19 protein-coding genes are annotated in these 25,939 nt (G+C 73.5%); 8 read left to right on the top strand and 11 right to left on the bottom strand.

Annotated elements, in window-relative coordinates:
• Nucleotide 1: 1 nt before the first annotated feature.
• Nucleotides 2-1,834, bottom strand: coding sequence for a glycosyltransferase (locus BCL65_RS10600; protein WP_106267792.1), 1,833 nt, complete (start codon nucleotides 1,832-1,834; stop codon nucleotides 2-4).
• A gap of 96 nt (nucleotides 1,835-1,930) precedes the next feature.
• On the opposite strand from BCL65_RS10600, the gene BCL65_RS10595 reads away from it, so the two are divergent.
• Nucleotides 1,931-3,244, top strand: a complete 1,314-nt coding sequence (locus BCL65_RS10595) for a SpoIID/LytB domain-containing protein (protein ID WP_106267790.1) — start codon at nucleotides 1,931-1,933, stop codon at nucleotides 3,242-3,244.
• A gap of 110 nt (nucleotides 3,245-3,354) precedes the next feature.
• Complete coding sequence (locus BCL65_RS10590) at nucleotides 3,355-4,569, top strand: polysaccharide pyruvyl transferase family protein (RefSeq protein WP_125206519.1); 1,215 nt, start codon at nucleotides 3,355-3,357, stop codon at nucleotides 4,567-4,569.
• Here BCL65_RS10590 and BCL65_RS10585 read toward each other — a convergent pair.
• From BCL65_RS10585 to BCL65_RS10570, 5 genes are all read right to left on the bottom strand, one after another.
• The gene (locus tag BCL65_RS10585; protein WP_125206520.1) at nucleotides 4,566-6,074 is read right to left on the bottom strand and encodes a polysaccharide pyruvyl transferase family protein; all 1,509 of its coding nucleotides are present in this window, start codon (nucleotides 6,072-6,074) and stop codon (nucleotides 4,566-4,568) included. The genes BCL65_RS10590 and BCL65_RS10585 overlap by 4 nt on opposite strands.
• A complete protein-coding gene (locus BCL65_RS17815) occupies nucleotides 6,071-7,483 on the bottom strand; it encodes a glycosyltransferase family 29 protein (protein ID WP_125206521.1) in 1,413 nt (470 codons plus the stop codon). The genes BCL65_RS10585 and BCL65_RS17815 overlap by 4 nt, the downstream gene beginning before the upstream one ends.
• On the bottom strand, nucleotides 7,480-8,619 hold the full coding sequence (locus BCL65_RS10580) for a glycosyltransferase (RefSeq protein WP_165799984.1): 1,140 nt from the start codon (nucleotides 8,617-8,619) through the stop codon (nucleotides 7,480-7,482). The genes BCL65_RS17815 and BCL65_RS10580 overlap by 4 nt, the downstream gene beginning before the upstream one ends.
• Before the next feature lie 534 nt (nucleotides 8,620-9,153).
• Nucleotides 9,154-9,354 carry a Trm112 family protein gene (locus tag BCL65_RS10575; RefSeq protein ID WP_106267783.1) on the bottom strand — a complete coding sequence of 67 codons (201 nt, stop codon included), beginning with the start codon at nucleotides 9,352-9,354 and terminating at the stop codon, nucleotides 9,154-9,156.
• A complete protein-coding gene (locus BCL65_RS10570) occupies nucleotides 9,351-10,799 on the bottom strand; it encodes a phosphomannomutase/phosphoglucomutase (RefSeq protein ID WP_106267782.1) in 1,449 nt (482 codons plus the stop codon). The genes BCL65_RS10575 and BCL65_RS10570 overlap by 4 nt, the downstream gene beginning before the upstream one ends.
• Nucleotides 10,800-10,893: 94 nt before the next feature.
• Here BCL65_RS10570 and manA point away from each other — a divergent pair, with 94 nt between their 5' ends.
• Complete coding sequence (gene manA / locus BCL65_RS10565; protein ID WP_243400986.1) at nucleotides 10,894-12,099, top strand: mannose-6-phosphate isomerase, class I; 1,206 nt, start codon at nucleotides 10,894-10,896, stop codon at nucleotides 12,097-12,099.
• 3 nt (nucleotides 12,100-12,102) lie between these two features.
• Here manA and BCL65_RS10560 read toward each other — a convergent pair whose 3' ends face one another.
• Complete coding sequence (locus BCL65_RS10560) at nucleotides 12,103-12,474, bottom strand: DUF3499 domain-containing protein (RefSeq protein WP_106267778.1); 372 nt, start codon at nucleotides 12,472-12,474, stop codon at nucleotides 12,103-12,105.
• Between the two features lie 67 nt (nucleotides 12,475-12,541).
• Between BCL65_RS10560 and BCL65_RS10555 the strand changes: the two genes are divergently transcribed.
• The gene (locus BCL65_RS10555) at nucleotides 12,542-12,997 is read left to right on the top strand and encodes a metallopeptidase family protein (protein WP_106267776.1); all 456 of its coding nucleotides are present in this window, start codon (nucleotides 12,542-12,544) and stop codon (nucleotides 12,995-12,997) included.
• 34 nt (nucleotides 12,998-13,031) lie between these two features.
• Here BCL65_RS10555 and BCL65_RS10550 read toward each other — a convergent pair whose 3' ends face one another.
• From BCL65_RS10550 to BCL65_RS18450, 3 genes are read right to left on the bottom strand one after another with little or no spacing between them, the layout of a single operon-like run.
• A complete protein-coding gene (locus BCL65_RS10550; protein ID WP_106267774.1) occupies nucleotides 13,032-14,630 on the bottom strand; it encodes a DUF5719 family protein in 1,599 nt (532 codons plus the stop codon).
• Nucleotides 14,627-17,926 carry a glycosyltransferase gene (locus BCL65_RS10545; protein WP_165799985.1) on the bottom strand — a complete coding sequence of 1,100 codons (3,300 nt, stop codon included), beginning with the start codon at nucleotides 17,924-17,926 and terminating at the stop codon, nucleotides 14,627-14,629. The genes BCL65_RS10550 and BCL65_RS10545 overlap by 4 nt, the downstream gene beginning before the upstream one ends.
• Before the next feature lie 48 nt (nucleotides 17,927-17,974).
• Nucleotides 17,975-18,310 (bottom strand): WhiB family transcriptional regulator, encoded by a 336-nt coding sequence (locus BCL65_RS18450; protein ID WP_106267861.1) that lies wholly within the window; start codon nucleotides 18,308-18,310, stop codon nucleotides 17,975-17,977.
• A gap of 173 nt (nucleotides 18,311-18,483) precedes the next feature.
• Between BCL65_RS18450 and BCL65_RS10535 the strand changes: the two genes are divergently transcribed.
• Nucleotides 18,484-19,227 (top strand): TIGR03089 family protein, encoded by a 744-nt coding sequence (locus BCL65_RS10535; protein ID WP_106267770.1) that lies wholly within the window; start codon nucleotides 18,484-18,486, stop codon nucleotides 19,225-19,227.
• A 4-nt stretch (nucleotides 19,228-19,231) separates the two neighbouring features.
• Here BCL65_RS10535 and BCL65_RS10530 read toward each other — a convergent pair whose 3' ends face one another.
• On the bottom strand, nucleotides 19,232-20,545 hold the full coding sequence (locus tag BCL65_RS10530; RefSeq protein WP_106267768.1) for a UDP-glucose dehydrogenase family protein: 1,314 nt from the start codon (nucleotides 20,543-20,545) through the stop codon (nucleotides 19,232-19,234).
• A gap of 171 nt (nucleotides 20,546-20,716) precedes the next feature.
• Here BCL65_RS10530 and BCL65_RS10525 point away from each other — a divergent pair, with 171 nt between their 5' ends.
• The 3 genes from BCL65_RS10525 (at nucleotide 20,717) to BCL65_RS10515 (ending at nucleotide 25,745) form a co-directional block, all read left to right on the top strand.
• Entirely contained in the window at nucleotides 20,717-22,861 is a 2,145-nt protein-coding gene (locus BCL65_RS10525; RefSeq protein ID WP_106267767.1) for an N-acetylmuramoyl-L-alanine amidase, read from the top strand.
• 75 nt (nucleotides 22,862-22,936) lie between these two features.
• The gene (locus BCL65_RS10520) at nucleotides 22,937-24,322 is read left to right on the top strand and encodes an LCP family protein (RefSeq protein WP_243400987.1); all 1,386 of its coding nucleotides are present in this window, start codon (nucleotides 22,937-22,939) and stop codon (nucleotides 24,320-24,322) included.
• Nucleotides 24,323-24,326: 4 nt separating this feature from the next.
• Nucleotides 24,327-25,745: an LCP family protein gene (locus BCL65_RS10515; RefSeq protein ID WP_106267765.1), complete on the top strand. Its 1,419-nt coding sequence runs from the start codon at nucleotides 24,327-24,329 to the stop codon at nucleotides 25,743-25,745.
• Nucleotides 25,746-25,939 lie beyond the last annotated feature (194 nt).

Raw genomic sequence — 25,939 nt, 5'->3', positions numbered from 1 at the left:
CCTAGTCGGCGTGACCAGGTGCGAAGTCCGCCCGCCAGGTCTCGGTCGAGACCAGGTCGGGGGCGGCCGCGCGCCACGTGCGGGCGAGCGAGCGCCACCTCCACGCGAGGTGGGCGTGGCCGACGACGGCGGCACCCGCCAGGCGCCAGAACCTGCGGCGGTCGCGGCGCAGCCACACACCGCTGGTGGCGTCGGCGTCGAGCACCAGCACCGAGTCGTACGCGGGCACCTGCCACCACCCGGCGTCGGTGCGCGCCAGTGCCGCGGCGGGCTCCCGGCGGGCAGCGGCCGGCACCGGTCGTAGGGTCCGGAGCAGCCCGCGCGCCACGAACGCGGCGAGCCCCAGCGCACCGGAGGGCCGTGCCCCGGGCCGGGCTGCCGCCGTCGTCCCCGCGACCGCGTCGAACGCCGCGTCGCCCGGCCGGTGCCGGACCGTCTCGGGGTGCTCAGCGCCGACGGCGCGCACCTGCCCGACGACGGTGCCGAGCTCCGGGTGCAGCCGCCCCGGCCCGGCGAGGACCTCCCGCAGCGCGCGCACGTGCAGGTCCACCGGGTAGTAGCGCATGGCCAGCAGCAGCTTGAGGTCGGTCGCGAGCAGCGCCGCAGGCAGCAGCCCGGCCCCTCGTGCGTGCACCAGCGCGGTGATCACGCGGTTGCGCACGTGCAGGTAGGCCTGCCACTCGACGGAGTCGTCCTTCTCGGTCCAGGCCATGTGCCACAGGCAGGCGCCCGGCAGGGAGACCGTCGGGAAACCCGCCTCGCCCCCGCGCAGGGAGAACTCGGCGTCGTCCCACTTGAGGAACAGCGGCATGCTGAGACCGACCTCGCGCAGGGCGGCGGCCGGGATGAGGCACATCCACCACCCGTTGAAGTCCGACTCGGCGCGCGCGTGGAGCCACGGTGTCGCGCGCAGACCGCCGGCGAGGTCGTGCCACTGGCGGTCCAGGACGGGCGGGCCCCAGTTGAAGGTGCGGCGGTGGATCACCTCGCTGAACGAGTTGAGCACCGTGGGGCGCGCCAGGTCGAGCATGTGCCCGCCCACGATCACCGGGGTGGTCGCCGACCGGTGGAACCGCACGGCCCGGAGCAGCGCCTCGGGTTCGACCTCGACGTCGTCGTCGCAGATCAGCACCGCGTCGGCGCCGGCGTCGAGCGTCTCGAGCATCCCGCGGGAGAAGCCCCCCGAGCCGCCGAGGTTCGGCTGGTCGACGATCCTCAGCCGGTCCCCCAGCGCCGCGGCGACGTCCGCGAACCCCGGATGCTCGGCGACCTTGCGCGTGCCCTGGTCCACGACCTGGACGCGGACGTCGGCCGCCGCCAGCTCCGACGAGCCGGCCAGGGTCGCCAGGGTGGCGACGCAGTACTCGGGCTTGTCCATCGTGGTGATCGACAGGAGCACCTCACCGTCGCGCCGGGGCGGCACGTCGACGGACCACTCACCACCGGCGACGACGACACCGCCCGATCCGCCGGGACCGTCGGCCGCCGCGGCGCTCACCTCGCACCACAACCAGCCGCCGTCCGGCGACAGGTCCGCCTCCAGCGGTTCGTCGAGCGACCCGGAGGCGACCTCGGTCACGCGGCCCTCGGCGTCGGACCGCAGCAGCCGGACCGTGCCCGCGCCGGACGCGTCCAGGGTGAGCCGGGCCCGCGTCGCCCCGGTCCAACGGGCCCAGTACGCCGCCGGGAACCCGTTGAGGTAGGTGCCCAGGCCCTGCGTGGTGCCGGGGGCCAGGTTCAGCGCGCCGCCGTCGAGCACGCCCGGGCCGTCCTCGACGACCAGCGGTCGCCGTGCGGGGAGGTCGGAGAGGATCAGGCGGTGGGCACGATGCACGACGGCGAGCCTAGTGGCACTCCCCTGCGCCCCGGCGCACCCGTTCGAGATGCCGCCGGCCGACGCCTGATGCACAGTGGCCGAGGGGGTTTCATCATGCAACAGCGTCACTGGTACCACCGGGCCGTCTCCGTGCTGGCCGCACTGTTCGTCACCGCCGCGGGAGGGCTCGCCGCGAGCGCACCGGCGTCGGCCGCCGACCTGCCCGAGAAGTTCACCATCTCCGGGTCGGGCTACGGGCACGGCGTCGGTATGAGCCAGTACGGCGCGTACGAGCTGGCCCGACAGGGGTTCGGCGGCATCAAGATCCTGCAGCACTACTACACCGGGGCGAAGGCGCCCTACACCACGACGCCGAAGCGCATCCGGGTGCAGGTCTACGGGCCCGACCCGTACAGCTTCTCCGGCTACGGCGACTCCGGGCGCACGACCTGGGTCACGGTCTCCGGCGGCGACTGGCGCGTCAACAAGCCGGGCAAGGGCACCGTCGCCCAGGGCAGCAGCAAGGTCACCATGAAGGTCCGGATCGGCGACCGCGGCCCGGTGCGCGTCAAGGTGAACGGCAAGGTCTACAAGGGCGACATGATGCGCATCCAGTGGTCGGGGACCAACCACTGGCGCCCGAACGGCAAGGAGGCCGTCGCCACGATCGACGGCGCGCACGGCGCCTACCGGCACGGACGGCTGACCATCGTCAACCGGGACATGACGCCCAACATCACCAACGACCTGCTGCTCAACACCGAGTACCTGTACGGCATCGCCGAGATGCCGTCCTCGTGGGGCCTCAACGGCGGCAGCCGCGCGCTCCGCGCCCAGGCGATGACCGCTCGGTCGTACGCGATCGCCAAGCACGACGGCAAGCCGGACTGCCGCTGCCACATCGTCGACGACGTCCGCGACCAGCACTTCACCGGCTGGAAGAAGGAGAACGAGGGCTCGGGCGGCCGCTACGGGGCCGTCTGGACCAAGGCGGTCGACCAGACGACCCAGGGCAAGACCCGGGCGCGGGTGCTGCAGGTCGGCGGCCGCCCCGTGACGGCCCACTACTTCTCCTCCAGCGGCGGGCGCACCGCGAACTCCGAGGACGTGTGGTCCTCCCGGCTGTCCTACGAGCGCAGCGTCGACGACCCCTACAGCCTGCGGGCGCCGGGGAACTCCTACGCCTCGTGGACGCGGACCATGACGCAGCAGCAGGCGCGGGACCTCTTCGGGCTCGGGAACGTCGCCTCCATCAAGGTGACCCGCACGTGGTCCAGCGGTCAGGTGCGCACCCTCACGGCGACGCAGCCGAACGGGCGCACGGCGACACTGAGCGGCAAGGCCGACCAGATGCGCGCGTGGGTGGGCCGCGCCACGACCCAGGGCAGCATGCCGGCGTCGTGGATCACGAGGATCCGGGCAGAGTGACCTGACGTTCATCTGACGTTCACCCCGGTCACGGGTGTGGGCGCGCCCTGGGGCGCTAGCGTCGACCGACAGCCTCGCGCTGAGGCCGTCCGACGCAAGGAGGGTTCCAGGTGACGAGACGTCGAGCGTGCGTGCTGAGGATGCACGAGGCGCAGACGAGGGTGAACTGGGGTGGACGTTCCACCAGCCTGGCTCTCGCCGAGATCCTCGAGCGGCACGCCGGACGCACGGTCGTGTCGACCATCGGCGCTCCCCACATCCTGGGCCAGCTCGGTGACACCGACGTCCGCACCGACGGCCACAGCGTGTTCGAGGTGGTCGAGGAGCTCGCCGTCGAGATCGCCGCCCCCAGGCCGGCGACGACGAAGCTCGCCGAGGTCCAGGCCGCGATCTCGGCGGCCGACGAGCTGGTCGTCAACGGCGAGGGCGACTTCATCCTCACCGAACGGCTCACGCTCGTGCGGACCATGGCGATGATGCGTGCGGCCACGCTGCTCGGCAAACCCGTCTACCTCGTCAACAGCATCTTGTCCTACGCCCCGGGACGCACCGACGCGGACGCGCTCGCGCTCGACGAGGTGGGCCGCACGCTCGCCTGCTGCGACGCAGTGGTCTACCGCGACCCCGCTAGTCTCGCGCTCCACCAGGAACTCTATCCGGACGTGTCCGCCTCGTGGCTGCCCGACGCGCTGTTCGCCTGGTCGGCACACGTCCAGGACACGCCCGCAGGTCGTAGTGGCTATACGCCGGAGACCGAGGGCCTCCCCTTGCCGGTCCATCGGCTGCTGGCCGACGGACGGCCGTACGTGGTGCTCTCCGGGACGTCGCGGTTCGGCATCGACACCGAGGTCCTCCGAGAGACGATCGCGGCGCTGCAGGAACGGCTGGCGACGGCTGGCGTCGACGTCGTGTTCGCCGGCTCCGACAAGCCGGACCGGCGTCTGGCCGACGCTCTCGAAGGCCTCCACATCCACCGGGTCGACCCGCAGATCCCGCTCAGCGCGGCGACACGGCTGCTCTGGAGCGCCTCGGCCATGGTCTCCGGCCGCTACCACCCCAGCATTCTCGCCTCCCTGGGAGGGACTCCGTTCCTGCTCATGGAGTCGAACTCGCACAAGACGCGCTCGCTGCTGGACGTGGTGGACAACTGCTGGCGACGTGAGGAGCAGCCCTTCTTCTCCGGGGGCGTCGCCCAGGCGGCCGATCTGGCGGACGCGGTGACCGAGGTCCGCAGCCACCGCGGGGCACGCTCCGTGGTACGGCGCAGCGCCGTTGCCAACGGTGTTGTCGTCTCCGAAGGGATCGCCGCCGTCCTCTCCGGCTAGCTCGGGACGGGTTGTCCATCCTGGACCGAGGCACTCGCCAGGAGGTCGACGGCGGCCTGCTCGATCGGCTCGTGCAGCATCGCCTGCAGATCCGCAACATCAGCCCGATAGCGCTGCTCGTGCTGAAGCACGTCCCTGGCCCGAACCGTGAGAGCGTTTCCCAGGTCCGGGCGGTCGACGTCGAACGCCCACTCCGGCCGGCCGATGTCCTCCAGGAAGTACCGCATCTTCGGGTGCGACACGATGCTGAGGATCGGCGTGCCCAGACCGAACGGGATCATCGAGGCGTGCCCGCGCATGCCCACCACCAGGCTGGCGCGGCGGTAGTAGGCAAAACCCTCCTCCGGGGACATGAGATTCAGGCGGTCCACCGGCAGCTCGCGTCCGTGCTGAGCCGCGATGTCGCGCACGAATCGTTCGTCGCCCGGCAGGTGCGAGGCGAACCGGACCTCGGCCCCGGACGCCGAGAGCTGCGCGATGAAGGACTCCATCCCAGCCAGGAACGACTCGTAGCCGCCGCCGAACCGCCGCGACGACCGGTCGTAGGCGGCGTTGACCAGCACCCGGCCGGTCCCGGCCTCGGCCGGTGGGAGCCCCGTTCGGGTCCGCTGCAGGACCGTCGTCGGGCACGGCACGAATCGCACCTTGTCCTGCAGGCGCGGCGGTAGCATCTCGCGCACCCGGCCGACAGACCCGTGGTTGCGCAGGCCGAGGAACTGGACCTGTTCGGCGAACGCCTCGAGGTTGGAGCGGAACAGGTCACCGTGGAAGGTCTGACCTTTGAAGAGGTTGAAGCCGACGGCGTACGCCGCCACCGGGACCTCGATGCGTTCGAGCATCGCTCGCGGGACGTTCCACTGCCAACCGGAGTTGCCGTTGGGAGAGGTGTCCGGCAGGAACAGGCCACCACCCCCGACGACGAGGGCGCGTTGGGCGTTGGTCAGCTCGAGGCGCTCTTCGTCGAAGAGTTGGTGCACGTGCACGGGCAGCCAGTCGACAGGCCCCCGGGCGTCGACGAACGCCGCCCTGACGGCGACCGGCAAGGCCAGGTCACCGAAGTTACCTCCGTCGGAGACGTAGAAAGCGGCGTGAGCAACGCCGCCCGTCGGGGCCGACGCACGCGACGGCGTGATCGGCGCCTGCACCCGGCGCAGGACCGCGTGTGCGGCTGCGTTGCCCGGGTTGGCCCGGACGGCGTGCACAGCGTGCTCGACACCCTGCTCGTACTGGTGACGGATCCAGGCGATCTGCGCGCGTTCGGTCTCGGCTCGGCTCACCAGGAACGCATCCCTGCGGAGCAGTGCGAGCACGTCGTTGGCTGCGTCGTACCGGCTCGTCGCACGGAGCACGCGGGAGAGCAGGAAGACGTAGCGCGAGCTCGCGAAGACGCCGGGCCGGCCGGCGAGCACCGCGAGAACCTCGAGTGCGCCCTCGTAGTGAGCGTCCTGCGAGAGCTCGTCGGCACGGTCGAGCAGTTCGGCGAAGGGTGCTCCGTCGGCGGTCATGCGGCGGTCCTCGTCTTCTTCATCGAGATGACATGGGCATCGACTGAGGCTGCGTGTGCCATGATCCACTCCTTCTCGGCGCTGGAGTCGTGCCCGGGCGAGTGCGGAATGGCCTTCGCGCCTTCGACGCGCAGCATCCCGGACCGATAGAAGTCGAACCCGATCAGGTCGACGACCGGGCACACGTCCAGATGCAGGAGCAGGCGGAGCAGGTTGAAACCGGCGGTCGGGAGCTTGAACGGGTCGTCCTTGCCGATCAGGCCAAGGCTCGGCGCAGGCCAGCGCAGGCTGAGGTCCCCCAGCATGCGCTGGCGGCCGGGGATCGCCCGGACCTTGACCGACTCTCTCCAGAGCGCCGTCTCCCCCGAGAACAGGATGCGGACGTCCACCGGCACCTCGAGATTGAACTCGTACTTGTGGAAAGCAACGTGGACATCGGTGCGCGCACCAGTATGGACCGGGTCGATCACGAACGAGTTGAAGCGGATCACGACGTCGTAGGAGTCGATCAGCTCGCCGAGCTCCTCCCTCAGGAGCGTCGGCGAGTTGGCGATCAGCGCCACCGACCTGCCGCGGAGGTAGTCGGCGAACCCTTCCACATCGACCCATTTCGTCTCGGTGACGAGCTCCGGTGGCGCCAGGACCACATGTTCGGCCCCGATCTGCGTCCAGGCGTCCATCAGGGGGGTCAGACCGTCGGTGAGCGCGGCGACACTCGAACGGGCGATGAACTCCTCCACGGCTCGGTCGAACGCCCAGGGCCGCAGAACCCTCGGAGCAAGTGCGACCGCTCGGCGATGTGCCGCCGCACCGGGGGCTCCGTCCTGGACGGCAGGCAGGTCAGCGGGCAGCTGGCCGATGAGTCGGCGGACCTGATGGCGAGCCTTCTCGTCGGCCACCCTGCGGCCGACGGCACCGGGGTCGCCGCCACCGCGCCGCTCCGCCGCCTCCCAGCACTCGCGCGCACCCGCCCAGTCGCCTCGCGTCGCATAGAGCCTTCCACGGAGGTGCAGGACCTTGGAGTAGCCCGGCCGGAGATCCTCCATCACGGCCAGCACCGCGTCCGCGACGTCGAGCCGACACGTGTCCACCGCAGCCTCCGCGACGGTGAACAACCGGCTCTCCACTCCCGGGAGGTCCCACCAGCTTGCTCTGCCGAGGGACAGTTGCAGCCAGAGCCGAGTCCCGTACGGGGAGACCTTGCGCACCCGCCGGGCCAGCTCGTCGCGGGATCGGGCAAGTCGGCCGGGCTCACCATCGGTCCGCTCCAGGGCGAGCTCGCGGAAAGCCGCGTTGTTGGCCGCTCGGTGTGCCGACCCGGACCCCGGCGCCACCCGCGGCAGCACCTTCGCGGCTCGCTGCCCGACCGCGCCGACGATCCGTCGCACCATTCGCCGCCGCCTGCTCACGCCATCTCCTTCGTCAGGCCCCGGTCGGGCCCTGCTCCATCGGCCACATCGTGCAGAACACGGGTCCAGCTCCGCCGGTAGCGGTCCGTCGAGAATCGGTCGACGACCTCTCGCGCGGCGTCGCTCAATCGCTTCGCCAGCGCGTCGTCACGCAGGACGGTGACGATCCGGTCGGCGAACGTCTCAACATCTCCCGCCGGGACCAGGTAGCCGTCCACGCCGTCGCGGATCACCTCGGCCGGGCCGTAGTTGAGGTCGTAGGAAATGAATGGCGTGCCGACCGCCATCCCCTCGGTCAGTGTCAGCGGCAGGCCCTCGTAGCGGGATGTCATCACCGCGGCGCGGGCCGCCGCGAAGGCGCCGAGCGGGTCGGTCGTGTGTCCCCGCATCTCGACCGCTCCGTCGAGCCCGCGCTCGGAGATCCAACGCCGGACGTCGTCCTCCTCCGGTCCCGAGCCGTAGATCTCGAGCCGCACGTCCGGCACTCGGGCGCGCGCGGCCGCGACTGCGTCCAGGAGATGCTCGATCCGCTTCTGCTCCGCCAGACGGCCGATGAAGACGAGATGTCGTTCCCGTGGCACCACCACCTGTTCGCGAGGCGTCGGCACCGCATGGTGCACCACCTCCAGTGGCAGATCGCCATACCGCTCGACGAGGTCCTGCCGCTGACGACCCGTCAGGCACACCATCCTGTCCACGTTCGTCAGGTCGTCGAAGAAGCCGTGCCAGTGCGGCTTCGTGCCCGCCGATTCGTCATACGGCTCGCCGAGGTGGGAGTTGTGCAAGACACTGACGCCACGCACCCCGGGATGGCGCATCCGCCGGAGCCCGCGCTGCCAAATGTTCTCTCCGTCGGCAAAGACGACGAGCTGGTCCCACGCGGCGAACTCCCGGTCCAGCCAGCGCGCCAGCACCGTACCCACGTCCGTCTGCTCCCCGGTGGTGTGCAGTGTGGCCGGTGCCGTGCCCAGCGGGGGCTCGTACCCGACGGTCGCCCAGCGGTACCGGCCGTCAGCGATGTAGTCGGAACGGATCCACTGCCCGGTCTCCGGATCGATCATGCTGGCCACCACAGGGACACCGTCGACGTAGAGCCAGCTCTCGGTCCTGCGTCCGTTGTCGTCGAACAGGCTCACGCGTCGCGTCCGACGCCCGTTGGCGGATGTCACCTCCTGCCGACGCAGCGTCCCGTCCACCGAGGTCTCGACCACGCGACGGGACTCGTCCGTCTCGACGTGACGGCCCCAGGGGGTGCCCGGTCTCAGCACGGCCGCGGGTGCCAGCGGAGCTCTCCTGCTGGCCTCCTGCAGGTCTTGCCACGAGGGCGCCTCGCGCAGGTAGGCGTGGACGTGCATCGCAGGGTCGAGCAGCCCGGCGTGCCGGGCCTGCGCGATGTCGTGCTCGTTGACGACGCCCGTCACGACCAGGTGGCTCGACCACCCGCTGCGAGCGAACATCCCGGCGCGCTCCAGGACGGCCCTGGCTCCACCGGCGATGCGGGCGTTCAGGCTGCGGACGAAATGGACGACAGCCGTGTCATGTCGAGGCACGGCGTGAGCGTAACCAGGCCAAACGTCAGCGGAGTATCGATTCGGTGCCCCTCGAGCGAGTTGCCAACCACTGTTTGCTCGGCGGGCACCTACGGTTCACCTGGGGGTCACGAGGACTCTTCAGAGCGCCCGCGCCTCGGTCTCCAGCAGCACCGGGATGCCGGCCCTGACCGGGTAGGCGAGCGGACGCTCGGTGTCGGTGGAGTGCAGCTCGGGCTCGCCGTCGGCGCCGAACGCGTCGACGAGTTCCGCGCCCGTCACCGGGCAGCGCAGCACCGAGCGCACCCACGGGTCCATCCACGGCGTGTCGGTCTCGCTCATGCGTCCTTCTCCTCCCGCACGAGCGACAGGACGTCGTCGCGCAGCTTGGTCATGATGTCGTCGTCGGCTGCCTCCACGTTGAGGCGGAGCAGGGGCTCGGTGTTGGAGGCGCGCAGGTTGAACCACCACTGGGGGTGCTGGCCGTCCCAGTGGGAGATGGTCATCCCGTCCAGGGTGTCCACGACCGCGTCGGGGTAGGCGCGGGTGTAGGCCTCGCGGACACGCTCGACCACCGTCGCGGCGTCGGTGACGGTGGAGTTGATCTCTCCCGAGGCGCTGTAGGGGGTGTACATCTCGGCCAGCGCGGACAGCGGGTGGGGCTGCTCGCCGAGGGCGGCCAGGACGTGCAGGGCGGCGAGCATGCCGGTGTCGGCGAACCAGAAGTCGCGGAAGTAGTAGTGCGCGGAGTGCTCACCGCCGAACACGGCGTCGTGGGTGGCCATCTCGGTCTTGATGAACGAGTGCCCCACCCTGGTGCGCACCAGGTGCGCGTCGGTGGCGCCGAGCAGGTCCGGCACGGCGCGGGAGGTGATGAGGTTGTGGATGATCGTCGCGGTGCGTCCCGCGGCCTGCTCGCGGGCGACCTCACGCATCCCGACCAGGGCCGTGACCGCCGACGGCGAGACCGCGCCGCCTCGCTCGTCGACCACGAAGCAGCGGTCGGCGTCCCCGTCGAACGCCAGCCCGACGTCGGCCTCGTGCGCCACGACCGCGGCCTGCAGGTCGACCAGGTTCGCCGGCTCGAGCGGGTTCGCCTCGTGGTTCGGGAACGTGCCGTCCAGCTCGAAGTACAACGGCACGATCTGCAGCGGCAGCTCGGCCAGCCCCGCCGCGGTGCCCAGCACCGCCGGGACCGTCAGGCCCGCCATGCCGTTGCCGGCGTCGACCACCACCTTCAACGGCCGCACGCCCGAAACGTCCACCAGGGACCGCAGGAACGCCGCGTACTCACCCAGCAGATCGACGTCGCTCACCGCGCCCGGCTCCACCGGACCGGCACCGTCACCCGCAGCACCGGCGTCGAGGAGGCCCTCGGCCAGCTCACGCACCCGCGCCAAGCCCGTGTCCTGCCCGACCGGACGCGCCCCGGGCCGGCACAGCTTGATCCCGTTGTACCGCGCCGGGTTGTGCGAGGCGGTGAACATCGCACCCGCCGCGTCCAACGACCCCGACGCGAAGTACAGCCCGTCGGTCGAGCACAGCCCGATCCGCACCACGTCCACGCCCCGCGACGTCACACCCTCGGCGAACGCCTCGACCAGACCCGGACCCGAGTCACGCATGTCATGACCCACCACCACCCGCGACCCGCCCTCGGGCACCACCACCGCCGCCGCGAACGCCTCACCGATCGCCCGCGCCACCGCCGGCGAGAGCTCCTGCGGGACCACGCCCCGCACGTCGTAGGCCTTGATGATGCTCGAAAGATCGGTCACACCGGACAGCCTACGGCGCAGCCGTGGTCATGCCGCCCGTCGAGGGGCGGCGTCGAGCACGCTTCACCCCTCCGACGCCGTGCTCCTGTGGTTGGCTGAGCCCGTGACCGCGCTGCACCCGCTCGACAACCCGCTGCGGCGCTACGACTGGGGCTCGGCCACCCGCATCCCCTCGTTGCTCGGCACGGCGGCCGACGGCCGGCCCGTGGCCGAGCTCTGGCTCGGCGCCCATCCCAGCGCGCCGAGCCGTGCGGGCGGGGTCCCGCTGGACGAGCTCGTCCGGTCCGCGCCCGACGCGATGCTCGGCCGGCGGGTCTCCGACCGGTTCGGCCCGCGGCTGCCCTTCCTGCTCAAGGTCCTCGCCGCGGACCGCGCACTGTCCCTCCAGGTACACCCCAGGCCGCACCTGGCCCGTGCCGGATACAACCGGGAGAACCGGCTCGGTCTCGCCCCGGGTGCACCGGAGCGCTCGTTCCACGACGACCAGCACAAGCCCGAGATGGTCGTCGCGCTCACCGAGTTCGACGGCCTCGCCGGGTTCCGCACGCCGCGCACGGTCCTGGACCTGCTCGCAGGGCTCGACGGTCCGCTGGTCGCACAGATGCGCGCGGCCCTGGAGGCAGACCGCTCCCCTACCGGCGTGCGCACGGCCTTCACGCATCTCCTGGCCGCCCGCTCCTCGCAGGAGTGCCCCGACGCGGTGGCGGCCACCGTCGAGGCGGTGCGCGACCGCCTGAGGTCGGGTTCGCCGTCGGCCCGGGCGGACGCCACGGTCCTGGCGCTCGCCGACCAGCATCCGGGCGACCCCGGTGCGCTGGCCTCGCTCCTGCTCAACCGGGTCACGCTCGACCCGGGCGAGGCCCTGTTCCTGCCGCCGGGCGAGGTGCACGCGTACCTGTCGGGCCTGGCGGTCGAGGTCATGGCCTCGAGCGACAACGTGCTGCGCGCCGGGCTCACCACGAAGCGGATCGACACCGCGGCGCTGCTGGAGTGCGCGTCGTTCGTCCCGCGACCACCCGCGGTCCCGGAGCGCAGCACGTCCGGCGCGCAGCAGGGCGTGCACACCTACCGCGCACCGGTGACCGAGTTCGCGCTCACCCTCGCCGACGTCGGCGTCACCGCGGGTGCCGACCTGCCGGACTCCGGACCGCGCGTCGTGCTGTGCCTGGCCGGCCAGGTCGAGCTGCACGCCGCCGCCGTACCGCGGCCGACCCCCCTGTCGCGGGGCTCCTCGGTGTTCGTGCCGCACGACGCGGGCGCCCTGCGGGTCTCCGGCGAGGGTCACGTCGTGTGCGCGTGGGTGCCCTGAACCTCAGTCCGGTTCGGCGCGCAGCACACGCAGGTGGCCCCGACGGGCGGTCTCGGTGACGTTGTCCGGTTCTCCCGCCGACGGCGCCGCATCGGTCCGGCGCCCGCGCCCTGCCTCCCGCACGGCCTCCGCGAGCGCCGAGAGGTCGTCCTTCGACGGCGGCGGCACGGCGAACTCGGGCTGCAGCCGGACGACCTCCCAGCCGCGGGGCGCGGTGAGCCGTCCGGCGTGCACGGAGCACAGGTCGTAGCTGTGGGGCTCGGCGTGCTGCGCGAGGGGACCGAGCACCGCGGTGGAGTCCGCGTAGACGTAGGTGAGGGTCGCCACAGCAGCTTCCGTGCATGCCGTGCGCGAGCACTGCCTGGTCGATCTCACGCGGGGAGAATACGTGGCCAGGAGCGTCGCCCGCTCCAGGCGCGCCGGTCGTGGATACGCTCGGACCGTGAGCAGCTTCGACCTGACGCCTCCGCGCGACTCCCCCGCCCCTCGTGGGCAGCGCCGTCGCGACCGCCGAGGCCGGGGCCTGCGCGGCCCGCTGCTCCCGCCGGGAGCCCCCGCCTCCCGGACCCGCGCCGAGCGGTTCGACGACCTGGTGCTGGACGCCCTCGCCCGGGTGGAGCGGTCGTGGCCGGCCGTGAGCGGCACCGAGCTCGCCGTGGAGGACGTGCCGCCGTCGGACCCGGCACCGTGGGAGTCGGGCGGCGTCCAGCTGGGCCGGCTCTTCCCCGCGGAGGCGGGCCAGCCGGCGCGGATCGTCGTCTACCGGCGGCCGGTCGAGTCGCGTGCCCTGGACGGCGAGGACCTCGCGGTCCTGGTGCACGAGGTGGTCGTGGAGCAGGTCGCGCACCTGCTGGCCCGGACGCCGGAGGAGATCGACCCTCGGTTCGGGGGGCACTGAACCGGCGGGACGCGAGACCGGGTCGAGGGCCCGGTCACCATGCGTCGATGCGACGCACCGCGACGCTGCCCGGGGCGACCACCGTGGGTGTCGGGTCGAGCGTCGCGACGAGCGCGTCCGCCGTGTCCGCGGCGTCCGCCGCTGTGAGACGGACGGACCAGGCCAGGGACGCGTCACCGGTCGCCTCGGTGTCCACGGTGACCGCGGTGACGGCACCGACGTCCGCGGCGGGGAGCTCGACCGTCCCGCCGACCGGCACCGTGACCTCCCGCTCGGCGGCGACCGCGCCGTCCTCGCCCAGGCCGCGGACGGTGGCGACCACCTCGCCGTCCGGCGCGTCGTCGGCCCCGCGGTCCGCCGGGACACCGGCGAGCACGAGGGTCGCGCCGTCGGCGCCACCGGGCAGCGCGACCTGTCCCGACGCCGGTTCGTCCGGTGCACCGACCGCCCGGCCCGCGCTCCACGCCACGTCGAACGGCGTGCCCTCGACGACGGCGTCCTCGCCCAGCGCGCCGGGCACGGCGAAGCGCGCGGCCCCGACCACGGGGACGTCGGCGTCCACGACGACGGTGTAGGCACCCGGTTCGAGGCCGCCCAACGGGACGCCGACGACGTCGCCGGCGGCCAGCGGAACCTCCTCGGCACCGCGCAGGGTCACCCGTCCGTCGGGACCGTAGACGCGCACGTCGGCGGCGCCGGGCTCGTCGGGGGCCAGCAGCCACATGGTCGCGGCATGGTCGTCGTCCGTCGCCTCGCCGCGGCTCAGCACCCCGCTGACGGCCAGGGTCGTGGTGGGGGCCGCACCTGCCTCGACGAGGTCGGTCCCCGCCGGGACCAGCCCGTCGATGCCCTGGCTCTGCAGCGACGTCGTCACCCGTGCACCGGTGGCCCGCACGTGCACCGCGAGGCGCCGCTGCTCGGGGGCGAGGGAGTCGAGGCGCGTGACGACCTGCTCCCCCGGTGCCACGGTGAAGGCCGACTGCCCGCCCACGGCGACCCGCCCGGACGGGCCGAACACCTCGAGCGCGACCGACGCCGGACGGGGGCTGGGGTTCTGCACGGCGAGGAGCGCGCTGGCCCCGACCTCGCTGCTGCCGCCCACCAGCCAGTGGGAGGTGCTGGGCGTCGCGCAGGAGGCGGCAGCGAGCCCGCGCAGGTCCCCGGCCGTCGTCAGCGAGGCCACCGCGGCAGAGGCCCGGAGCGGGTCGACCGCCGAGGGCTGGGCGCGCAGCACCCGCACCCCGTCGACCGGTCCGGACGCCACCGCCGCACCGGTGCCCTCGGTGAGGGAATCCTCCCCTGAGCCGTCGAGCGCGGTCAGGCCCGGCAGCTCGGTGGCACCGGCGACGGCCGCGCCCAACGTGGTCCGGGTGCGTACCGGCGCGGCGTCGAACTGGTCGTCGCCGACGTCGGCACCGTCGGGGAGCCGGACCGGCGGCGGGCAGACCTCCGGCAGCTCGGCGGGCTCGACGGGGACCTCCCGCGTGCCGGCGTCCAGCGCGGCCTGCGTCGCGCCGGTCCAGCGGCCCACCCACTGGTCGCCGACGGCGGCGGTCGCACCGAGCACCCCGACGACGGCGAGGCCCGAGACCACGGCCACGGTCGCGCGCCCTGCGCGCGCGAGCCGGGTCACCGGAGCCTCCGGCGGCCGACGGGGAGCGCGAGGAGCACGTAGGAGACGAGCACCAGGCCGGCCAGGGCGAACCAGGGCGGCCGGGAGGACGCCTCGTAGGCCACGGCGACCTGCCCGGCGTCACCGCCCAGCTCGAAGGCCTGGCGACCGTCCGCCTCGACCGCGGTGAGCCGGCGGCCGTCCAGGGTGGCCCGCCACGGCGAGCCCGCCGTCTCGGCGAGCACGAGGACGCGGTCCTCGGAGCCCTCCTCGACCTGGTCGTCGACCGCGGTGCCGTCCGCCGCGAGGGTGCGGGTCGGGGACCCGGTGGCGCCGTCGTCGGGCAGCGCGTCGAGCACCGACGCCCAACCCGGTGGCGGCGCGTCGTCGGGCCCGACCCGCCACAGGAGCACGTCGTCCTCCGTCACCCGGGCCAGCCCGGGGACCAGGTCGAGCGTGGTGACGAGCTCGGGGTCGCCGCCCGGCGGCAGCTGGACGGCGCCGACGCCCAGGGCGGCGAGCCGGGGAGCGAGGTCGGGGGCGCGGCCGACGGCCACCTGCGCGACGAGCTCGTCCAGCCCGGCGACGTCGTCGCGGGCCGGCCCGGGTGCGAGCCCTGCGTCCCGGGCCCGGACGACGACGGACGAGTCGAGCAGGCTGGAGCCGTCCGCGTGCAGCAGCGTGTAGTCGACGATGCCGTCGGCGCGGTCGAGCTGCAGCACCCGGGCGGCCCGCGGCGGGGCCTGCATCTGCTGCCCGACGGCGGGGACGACGGGATCGGCGGTGACCTGCAGGTCGGCCACGGCGGCGCCCCGCGCCTCGTCCTGCCACCACACGGCCAGGCCGGCGACCGGCAGGACGAGCGCCACGGCGGCGAGCGCGCCGACCCCGATCCGCCGGGGGCGGCCCGCTCCGGGGGCGGGCGTGGCCGCGAGCGCCGCGAGACCGAGGCCGAGCAGCAGCACGGACAGTCCCGCTCCGGGCCAGCCGTGGACGGCGGCACCCACCCCTCCGGGCGTCTCACCGGAGGCGACCGTCGTCCCGGCCGCCAGCAGCGCCGCGACGAGTCCGACCACGGCGAGCGCGACGCCCAGCCGGGAGGCCACCACCCGGCGGCGCGCGAGCAGGCCGACGACCGCGAGCACGAGCACCCCGGCGCCCAGGAGCCACGGGCCGGCCGCCAGCACGAGGGCCAGCGGGCCGTCGGCCGGCACGAGTCCCGACAGCCACGGCGTCGGTGCCGTCGGGTGGCCGAGCAGCAGCATGAGCCCGTGCGGCGAGGGGGTCGGGACCGGTACCCCGGGCTCCGCGAGGAGCGGCCGCCACCCGCCGTCCGACCAGGTCGCCACGGCGTGCCACCAGAAGGGCAGCGGGACGACGACGGCCGGCAGGAGCACGAGGAGCAGGCGCCGCCAGTGCCGCCACGTGACCGCGATCGCGCCGACGACGGCGACGCTCGCCACCGGCAGCAGGACAGGCGCCGCGCAGACGGCGACGGCGAGGAGCAGGCCGGCGGCAGCGGCGGCACCCAGCGAGCCGCGCCGGGTGGCGGGCGGACCGACCGTGTCGCGGGCGTGGGCGCCGACGGCGCGGGCGACCGCGACGACCACCCACGGCAGGGTCAGGTGCGCGAGCAGCGCCCCGACCCGCCCGGTACCGAGGCTCTCCAGGAACCCTGGGGCGGCGGTCCAGACCAGCGCGGCGGCTGCGCGCGCCCACACGGAACGGGTCACCGTCCCGGCCGCGAACCAGCCGCCCAGCGCCGCGAGCGGCAGCGCCGCGACGATCAGGACGTTGACCGCGACCTGGGTGCTGCCGCCGGCGACAGCGGTCAGGAGCGTGAGGACGAGCAGCAGCGGGTCGGCAGGGGCGCCGGTCCCGAGACCGTCCCGCACCCAGCCGGAGGTGGCGGCCTCGGCCGCCGTGGCGAGGTCGGCCGGCGCCGGCAGCAGCGCGCCGCCGACGACGCGGCCGCCGTCGGCCAGGACGCCCTGCCAGGGACCGAACGCGGCGGCGGCCACGGCGACGGCGGCGAGGAGGACCGTCGCGAGCGCCGTCCGACGCCGGCGGGCCAGCCCGCGCAGCTCGGTGCGCTCCAGGTCGCTCGGCTGCCAGACGACGCGCTGGGCCTCGGCGCGGGCGAGACGCGCGTCGCGGCGCTCGGCGGCCACCTGCCGCCAGCCCGCCTGGAGGGGACGCAGGACCCGGCGCGGCTGGGTGCGCGTCCGTGCGGCACGTCGTCGTCCGCGGACCCAGGGCACCACCCGCAGGACGGTGACGACCGGGGCGAGGAGCTCGTCCCGGGCCTGTGCGGGGCGTTTGAGGGCGAGTCGGTAGGCGGCGGCGAACGGCGCCCAGACCAGCATCGCCACGGCCGCGACGGGCAGCAGCGGCAGCGGGACACCGACCAGGCGCGCGTACAGCTGGCTGCGTCGCCGCGCGTACGCGGACGCAGCGGACGCCCCGGACCCTGCGGGCACACGGTGGCCGCGCAGGCCGCGCAAGCCACGCAAGGACGCCTGCGCATGGTGGACGACGGCGTCGGGCACGACCACGACGCGGTGCCCGGCCAGGCGGGCACGGCGGCAGAGATCGAGGCTGTCGCCGAACCGGCCGAGCTCGGGGTCGGTGCCGCCCAGGGCGGTCCACACGCCGCGCCGCACCAGCGCGCCGGCGAGCCCCACGGCCAGGACGTCCTCGCGCGCGTCGTGCTGGCCCTGGTCGATCTCCGTGTCGTCGACACCCGTCATGCGACGCCCCAGGGGCGAGACGGTGTAGCCGACCTCGACGAGCAGCCCGGGGCGCGCGGGGTCCGGCGCGGGTGCGTGCCCGTCGTCGTCGACCTGCCACCGGCGCTGCTTGCACCCCGCGACGGCGACGGCGGCCGAGTGCTCGACCGCGCGCAGCAGGCGGCCGAGGGCGTCGGGGGCGGGCACCGAGTCGTCGTGCAGGATCCACAGCCAGGTGGAGGGCGGGAGGTCGGCCACGGCGAGGGCGCGGTCGACCGCCTCACCGAGCGTCCGGGCGCCGGCGCCGCCGACGAACCGGCGCCCGCCCATGCGCAGGTCGGTGTGACCGGCCGTGGACTCGGTCGTGTCGACGTCGACGACGACGACGTCCTCCGGCGCGCGGTCCTGCGCGGCGACGGCGTCGAGCGTCGCCTGCAGGAACGGGGTCCGGCCCTGGGTGACGACCACCGTCGTGACGGTGACCGCGACCCGGCCGAACCCGGCCTGGGACGTCGCCGGGTCGAGGGCCGTGCCGTGCGGCGCGTCCTCGTCGTGCGTGGGTGCCTGGGTCAGGTGCGGAGCAGTCATCCTGTCCGCCATGATGCGGCGCGCAGGGCGGACCGCGTGGGATATCCGTCAGACGGCGCGCCGCTTCAGCTTGCGACGCTCCCTCTCCGACAGCCCGCCCCAGATCCCGAACCTCTCGTCGTTCTCGAGCGCATAGTCCAGGCACTCGGCCCGGACCTCGCAGGAGGCGCAGACCTTCTTGGCCTCGCGCGTCGACCCGCCCTTCTCAGGAAAGAATGCTTCCGGGTCGGTCTGGGCGCACAGAGCTCGTTCCTGCCACCCCAGCAGGGTCGCGTCGTCCTCGACGACGTCCTGGCCGAACAGCGGCAGGACCGGTGCGACCCGGTCCGGCTCGCTCATTACGTCAGACGGGAAGACCTCGTCCCCGTCGAGCAAGTTCCACATGGCGTGCCCCTCCATGCCGTTCTGTCGGAAACTGCATACCTGGAATTACACGCGTGTCTTTCCAGGGCGTCAAGCCGAAATGTGCTAAGTCGCCAAACTGCACGGCGTGTTCACAACTGTCTGAGGTGCCCTTGAGGTGAATCCGGGGGCCTTGCGGCTCGTAGGCTGACGCCGTGAGCACCCCACCGAGCACCGTCACCGACCTCCTCGACCGCCTCGTCGCCACGGGCGGTCGACCGGCTCTGACCTGGTACGGGGACGGCGGAGAACGCATCGAGCTGTCCGGGGCTGTCCTGGGCAACTGGGTCGCCAAGACCGTGAACCTGCTCGTCGAGGAGTTCGACGCCGGGCCGGGCACCGACGTCGTCGTCGACCTGCCCGTCGGCTGGCGCCAGGCGGTCTGGGCGCTGGCGGCCGCACGGTGCGGTGCGACGGTGGTGCTGCGCGACCCCGAAACGGACGGCGCGGAGACGGACGGGGCCGACGTGGTGGTGACCTCCCGGCCCGCGGACTGGGACGGGTCGACCGCCGAGCTCGTCGCCGTCGCGCTGCCGGCGCTGGCCCGCCGGTTCGACGGCGAGCTCCCGCCCGAGGCGATCGACGCCGCCGCCGCGGTCATGACCTACGGCGACGCCATCGGGTTCGACCCCGCCGCCGGTCGCCCGGCACCGCTCGCCGCGCTGCCGGGTGGGCGGGCACCGGCCGGCGGTGCGGCGAGCGGTGCCGGTGACGAGTCCGCGGGGCGCACGCTCGTCCGGGGTGCGGGCTCGGTGCACACGGTGCTCGGCGCGGCCGTCGACGTGTGGGCTCGTGGCGGTTCCGTCGTGCTCACCTCGGCCGCCACGGCCCGTGAGCTGACCGCGGACGGTGCCCGGCTCGAGCGGCTCGTCGCCTCGGAGCAGATCACCCGGGCGTGACCGGTCAGGCGCGGCCCAGCGCCCGGTAACGCCAGCCGGCCGCCTCCCAGACAGCCCGATCCAGCGCCTGGCGGCCGTCGAGCACCGTCCGGTGGGCCACGAGCTCCCCCGTCCGCACGGGGTCGAGATCCCGGAACTGGCGCCACTCGGTCAGCAGCAGGACCACGTCGGCGCCGCGCAGCGCCTCGTCGAGGTCCTCGGTGCAGGCCAGCTGCGGCGCACGCCGACGAGCGGTCGGCACGGCCTGCGGATCGGTGACCACGACGTCGGCGCCCGCCTCGGCCAGCCGGGTCGCGACGTCCAGGGCGGGCGAGTCACGGACGTCGTCGCTCTCCGGCTTGAACGCCGCGCCCAGCACCGCCACGCGGCGGCCGGTGACCGACCCGCCGAGCACCTCGGCGGTCAGCTCGACCATGCGGGAGCGCCGCCGGTTGTTGATGCGGTCGACCTCCCCGAGGAACGCCACCGCCTCACCCGCACCCAGCTCCTCGGCACGGGCGGTGAACGCGCGGATGTCCTTGGGCAGGCAACCGCCGCCGAACCCGAGACCGGCGTTGAGGAACCGGCGCCCGATCCGTGCGTCGTGCCCGATGGCGTCCGCGAGCTGGGTCACGTCGCCGCCGGCGACCTCGCACAGCTCGGCCATCGCGTTGATGAACGAGATCTTCGTGGCCAGGAACGAGTTCGCCGCGACCTTGACCAGCTCCGCCGTCGGGTAGTCGGTCACGATCCGCGGCATCCCCTCCGCGAGCGGGATCGCGTACACCTCGTCGAGGAGACGGGTGGCCCGCTCCCCCGCCGCGCCCCCGGGCACGCCGTACACGATCCGGTCCGGGTGCAGCGTGTCGTCCACCGCGTGCCCCTCGCGCAGGAACTCCGGGTTCCACGCCAGCACGGCGCCCGGCGCGGCGGCCGCGACGACGTCGGCGAGCCGCCCCGCCGTTCCCACCGGGACGGTCGACTTGCCCACCACGACGTCACCGGCGCCCAGGTGCGGCAGCAACGAGTCCACGGCCGCGTCCACGAACCGCAGGTCGGCGGCGGGCGACCCGGCGGCCTGCGGGGTGCCCACGCACACGAAGTGCACCGCGCAGCCGGCGATCGCACCCACGTCCGTGCCCACCTCCAGGCGGCCGCTCCGGATGACGTCGGCGAGGAGGCCGTCGAAGCCGGGCTCGAAGAAGGGGGCCTTGCCGAGCGCCAGGGCGCCGACCTTCTCCGGATCGACGTCCACGCCGACGACGTCGTGCCCCGACGCGGCGAGCGCCGCCGCATGGACGGCACCGAGATAGCCCAGCCCGATCACCGAGATCCGCATGCTCGCGAGTCTAGGCACGTGACGTGGCTCACGGGAGAGCGGTGCGCGTGGAGCCGGTGGCGGCACGATGAACAGGGCCGGAACGAACCGCGCTGGTCCGACATAGAGCCCGGGACGGACCTGCCCCTTGTCGCCCTGCGCAACCAGCCGGCCGAACGTAGCGTGCGCAGTGTGAACCGACTCACTCGCTCCAGGACCCGGTCCGCGCTCGCCACCGGGGTCGTCGGACTCCTCTCCTTCGCCCTGGTCGTCCCGCCGGGCGCCCAGGCGGCGCCCCTGGTCGAGGCAGCCCCGTCGGCCGCCTCGGCCGCTGTCGAGGCGGCCGACGAGACGGCCCCGGACCCGGCCGCCGCCGAACCCGTCGCGCCCGAGTCCGAGGAGGCGGAGTTCGTCCCGGCCGAGGAGCTCGCCGACGCGGAGGACGGCGCCGAGCCGGAGGGCGAGGACGCGACGCCGGAGGAGGACGCCCCGTCCGACGAGGACGTCCCCCTGTTCGCGCCCGAGGCCGAGCCCCAGGTCGCGACCTCGGACGCGACCGGCTTCGCCGTCGTCGGGGTCACCTGGTCCGGGGACGTCAGCGAGGACTCCCTGGTGGTCGAGGTGCGCACCAGCATCGACCCCGAGGCCCCGGCCGACGGAGACGCCGGCTGGGACGCGTGGCAGGCGGTGGAGGCCGAGCCGTCGCCCGACGGCACCCTGGACGGCACCGAACCGCTCGTCGTCGGCGACGTCGCCCGCGTCCAGGCGCGCGTCTCCGGCACCGAGCCGGTCCGCGACCTGAAGCTCACCGTCGTCGACCCGGGCACCTCCCCGGCCGACGACGACGTGCCCACCCCGCCGGAGGGCACGTCGCCCGGCGGGGCGTCCGTCGCCGCGGCGAGCGCGGTGACCACCCGCCCGTCGATCAACTCGCGCCGGGCGTGGGGCGCCGACGAGTCCATCATGACGTGGACGCCGCGACAGGGCTCGATCCGCGGGGCCGCCATCCACCACACCGCGGGCACGAACAACTACTCGCGGGACGACGTGCCGCGCATCATCCGCGGGATCTACGCCTACCACGCCCAGACGCGCGACTGGGGAGACATCGGGTACAACTTCCTGGTCGACAAGTTCGGCCGCGTGTGGGAAGGCCGCTCGGGCGGCGTCACCCGGCAGACCATCGGCGGGCACGCCATCGGCTACAACACCAACTCGACCGGTATCTCCGTGCTCGGCAACTACGAGACCACCACCGTCTCGAACTCCGCCGTGAGCGCCGTCGTCGGCCTCGCCGCCTGGAAGCTCTCGCTGCACGGCGTCCCCGCCAGCGGCACGACGACGATCAACGGCACACGGGAGCAGCGCATCTTCGGGCACCGCGACGTCGCGTCGACGGCGTGCCCCGGGCGCACCCTCTACGCGAAGATGAGCGAGATACGCCGCCGGGCGACCGCCGCGCAGGAGCGGGCGGCCGCCGAGCAGGCCCAGGGCAGCATCGCCGACGGCACCTTCGTCCAGAACCCCGGCGGCAAGGTCGCCCTCGTGGAGAACGGGCGCAAGCACCTCGCGTACTGCTCCGTCGTGCAGGACTACGGCGAACGGTGCGGCAGCGTGCGGAAGGTCAACAGCTCGACCTGGAGCGGACTCGTCAAGAGCAGCCGGCTGCAACGCACCGTCCGCAGCGACGGCCGTCTGTTCTGGGTCGGTCGCGGGACCAAGCGCGAGGTGTTCGACACCGCCTCGCTCCGCCGTGCCGGCAAGTCCTCGCCGAGCGTGTCGCTGCACCCGGACGCGCTGAGCAGGCTGCCCTACGGCAACCCGATCGTGCGCCCCGGCGTGATCGTCACGAACCGCAGCAACGGCAACGACCGGCTGATCATCAACGGGCGCAAGCACAGCGGGCGGGTCGGCAACTACCTGCAGCGGAACACCCCGCTCGGCAACCTCGACCGCGGCTACCTGGACAGCTCGAGCATGGCCCGGCTGCCACGCGTCACCAAGACGACCGGCGTCGTCGAGGGCAAGGGTGGCCGTTCGTACCTCCTGACCACGCGCGGCCTGGCCCGGACCGACGGGACCGGCGGCTTCCGGTCGTCGACGAAGAGCCAGGACTGGCGCAAGGCCCTCAAGGCCGAGGTCCCCCAGGCCGGGGGCTGGACCCGCGTCGTCGCCGTGCGGCAGAACGGCAAGGGCCAGATCTACATCCTGCGCGACGGCGTCCTGCGTCCCGTGTCGAAGGCCCGAGCCCGTCAGGTCAACGGCGGCAGCATGCCGAGGGTCCACGTGATCCTCAAGGTCACCCGGAAGCAGTTCCCGGTGGGCTCGCAGCTCTGACCGTCACAGTTCCTCTACGGCATCGGTCCCGGGAGACCGCAGCACCGACGCCGTAGGCATCTATGCTCACCTATCGTGAACCACACGCCTGCCCGCCACGTCGCTCCCCGGGACGAGCCGTCCCGCGGGCCGGCGCACGCCCGGACGCTGCGGCGGCACTCGCTGACGCGCGTCGTCGGGATGGTGGCGACCGCGGCCGTCGCCTTCGCGGGTGTCGGAGCCGCGACGGCCGCCGTCAAGCTCACCGGGAACATCCAGACCGTCGACGCCGACGCCGCGCTGGGGACCGACCGCCCCGAGGTCGTCGCGCCCGAGGACCCGTCCGCGGGAGCGCCGCTCAACATCTTGCTGCTCGGCTCCGACTCCCGCGGCGGTGCGAACGCGAAGGCCGCCGACGACGGCACCGAGGGCGCCCGGTCCGACACCACGATGATCATGCACATCTCGGCCGACCGCGCTCGCGTCGAGCTGATGTCCATCCCGCGCGACACGACGATCGACGTCCCCGCGTGCCCCACGTCGTCGGGCGGCGAGACGGCACCGTTGTACGGGACGAAGTTCAACGCGGCCTTCGCCCAGGGTGTGCTGACCGGCGGCGACGTCGAGTCGGGCGCGCTGTGCACGATGAAGACGATCGAGACCGTCTCCGACGTCCGCATGGACGGGTTCATCGTCGTGGACTTCGCCGGGTTCGAGAAGATGATCGAGGCGCTCGACGGGGTCGAGATGTGCATCCCGAACGACATCTCCTCCAAGAAGGCGGACAACCTCGTGCTCTCCGCGGGCATGCAGACGCTCGACGGCGAGACGGCGCTGAAGTACGCCCGTGCCCGCACCGGCGAGGGGCTGGGCGACGGCTCCGACATCGGCCGGATCGGCCGTCAGCAGGAGCTCATGGCGGCGCTCGCGCGGACCGTCCTCGGCCAGAACCTGCTCACCGACTCGCCGAAGCTCCTGCAGTTCCTCGGAGCCGTGACGGGCTCGCTGACGATGAGCAGCAACCTCGGTTCGATCCAGGGACTCGCCGGGCTGGCGTACAGCGCCCGTGGCCTGCGACCTGACACGATCGCCTTCATGACGGTCCCGTGGCAGTACGACCCGTCGAACCCCAACAACGTGGTGCTCACGGACGAGGCGACGACGGTGTTCGACAACCTCAGGCACGACCGTCCGCTGAGCGACGTGATCGCCGAGGAGAAGTCCTCGGACGACGGCGCCGACGGGGACGGCACGACGAGCGAGGGCGGCTCGGCGGGCGGCTCGGAGGACGACGCCGCGACCGAGGGCGGCGCGGAGGAAGACACGACGGAGGGGTCCACGGCCGACGCGTCCGACGAGGCGGCAGCCGACGGCGGCGAGGACGCCGCCACGGACACGGAGCCCGAGCCGAAGCCCACCGAGACCCGTGAGGCGGGCGCGGAGGCCTTCACCGGCGCCGACGTCACCTCGGTCTGCGGGTGATCGCATGACGGACGAGCGACGCATCCCCCCGAGCTTCACGCCCACCGGCGGCCACAGCTCCCGTCCCCAGCAGACCGGTGACGCCATCTCCGTCGGCGGCTCGGCGTCCGGCGGGCCGCGCGCCGGCGGTCGTGTCGGGCGCCGGGACGACGCCGTGCCCCTGGAGTCACGCGAGCCCCGCGTCCGGCGGCAGTCGTCCCGCGAGATCCCGGTGACGCCGAAGGCACCGCAGCGGCGGTCCGCGGCACCGGCCCGGCAGCCGCAGTCGTACGCCCCCGCCGTCGGCAGCTCACGGCCGAGGGTCTCGCGGGCGGCACAGCCGCCCGCTGCCCAGCCGCCCGCCGGAGCGTCGGGGACCCGCGTCATGCCGGCCGGGACGCGCCAGGCCTCACCCGCCGCACGGCCCGCCCCGGCACGGGGCGACGGCGGTGGACCCACCGGCCGCGGGCCGGCACGCCCGGACCAGAAGGGCCCGGGCGGGTTCCGCGTGCGCAAGGGACGGGTCGCCGGGCTCGCGTTCCTGCTCGTCCTGGTGCTGCTCCTGGCCTGGCCGATCGGGCTGATCGTCTGGGCCGACGGGCAGATCCAGCACACCGACGCCCTGTCGGACGCCGAGGGGACGCCGGGTACGACGTACCTGCTCGCCGGGTCCGACGCCCGCGGGTCCGGCGGGGTGAACGACGACACGTCCGGGGCGCGCACCGACACGATCATGGTGCTACACAAGCCCCGGAGCGGCCCGACCGCGCTCATCTCCATCCCGCGCGACACCTACGTCGAGATCCCCGGCGAGGGCATGAGCAAGGTGAACGCCGCCTACGCGTGGGGCGGCGCGCCCCTGCTGGTCCAGACCGTCGAGGGTCTCACCGGGCTCACGATGGACCACTACGCCGAGGTGGGTTTCGGCAGCCTCGAGGAGATCGTGGACGCCGTGGGTGGCGTCGAGCTGTGCCTCGACTACGACGTCGACGACCCGAAGTCGGAGCTCGTCTGGGAGGCGGGGTGCCACCAGGCCGACGGCGCGACCGCGCTCGCGTTCTCCCGCATGCGCTACTCGGACCCCCAGGGCGACATCGGGCGGGCCGAGCGCCAGCAGCAGGTGATCGCCGGCATCGCCGACACCGCCGTCCAGCCGAGCGTGCTGCTCAACCCGATCGACCAGGTGCAGCTCGTCGGCGCCGGGACGGACGCTCTGCTCGTGGACCAGAAGACCGGCCTGATCGACCTCGGCCGGCTGGCACTCGCCTTCAAGGGCGCGACCGGGCCGCAGGGCGTCACGGGCACGCCGCCCATCGCCGACCCCGGCTACAACCCGGGCAACGGCGTCGGCTCGACGGTCCTCCTCGCCGACGACGTCGACACCTTCTGGGCCGACCTCCGGGACGGCAACCTGGAGCCCGGCTCGACGGTCGGCGGCCTCTGACCCGAGCCGCCTCTCCCCGCCGAGGTAGTGCGACCCTCGCCGAGGTAGTAGCACTCTGCTCGAGGTAGTGCGCCGGCCGCCGAGGTAGTGCCGCTCGCCCCGAGGTAGTAGCGCGCGGCGCGAGGTAGTGCCCGACGGCGTGGAGTAGCGCCGGGCGGGAACGCTCAAGCCGGGTGTCGGGTCCCGTGCACGGT

It is taken from the genome of Isoptericola halotolerans (assembly GCF_003003075.1).
Taxonomy (GTDB): domain Bacteria; phylum Actinomycetota; class Actinomycetes; order Actinomycetales; family Cellulomonadaceae; genus Isoptericola; species Isoptericola halotolerans_A.
This window is presented reverse-complemented; position numbering and strand designations above follow the sequence as displayed.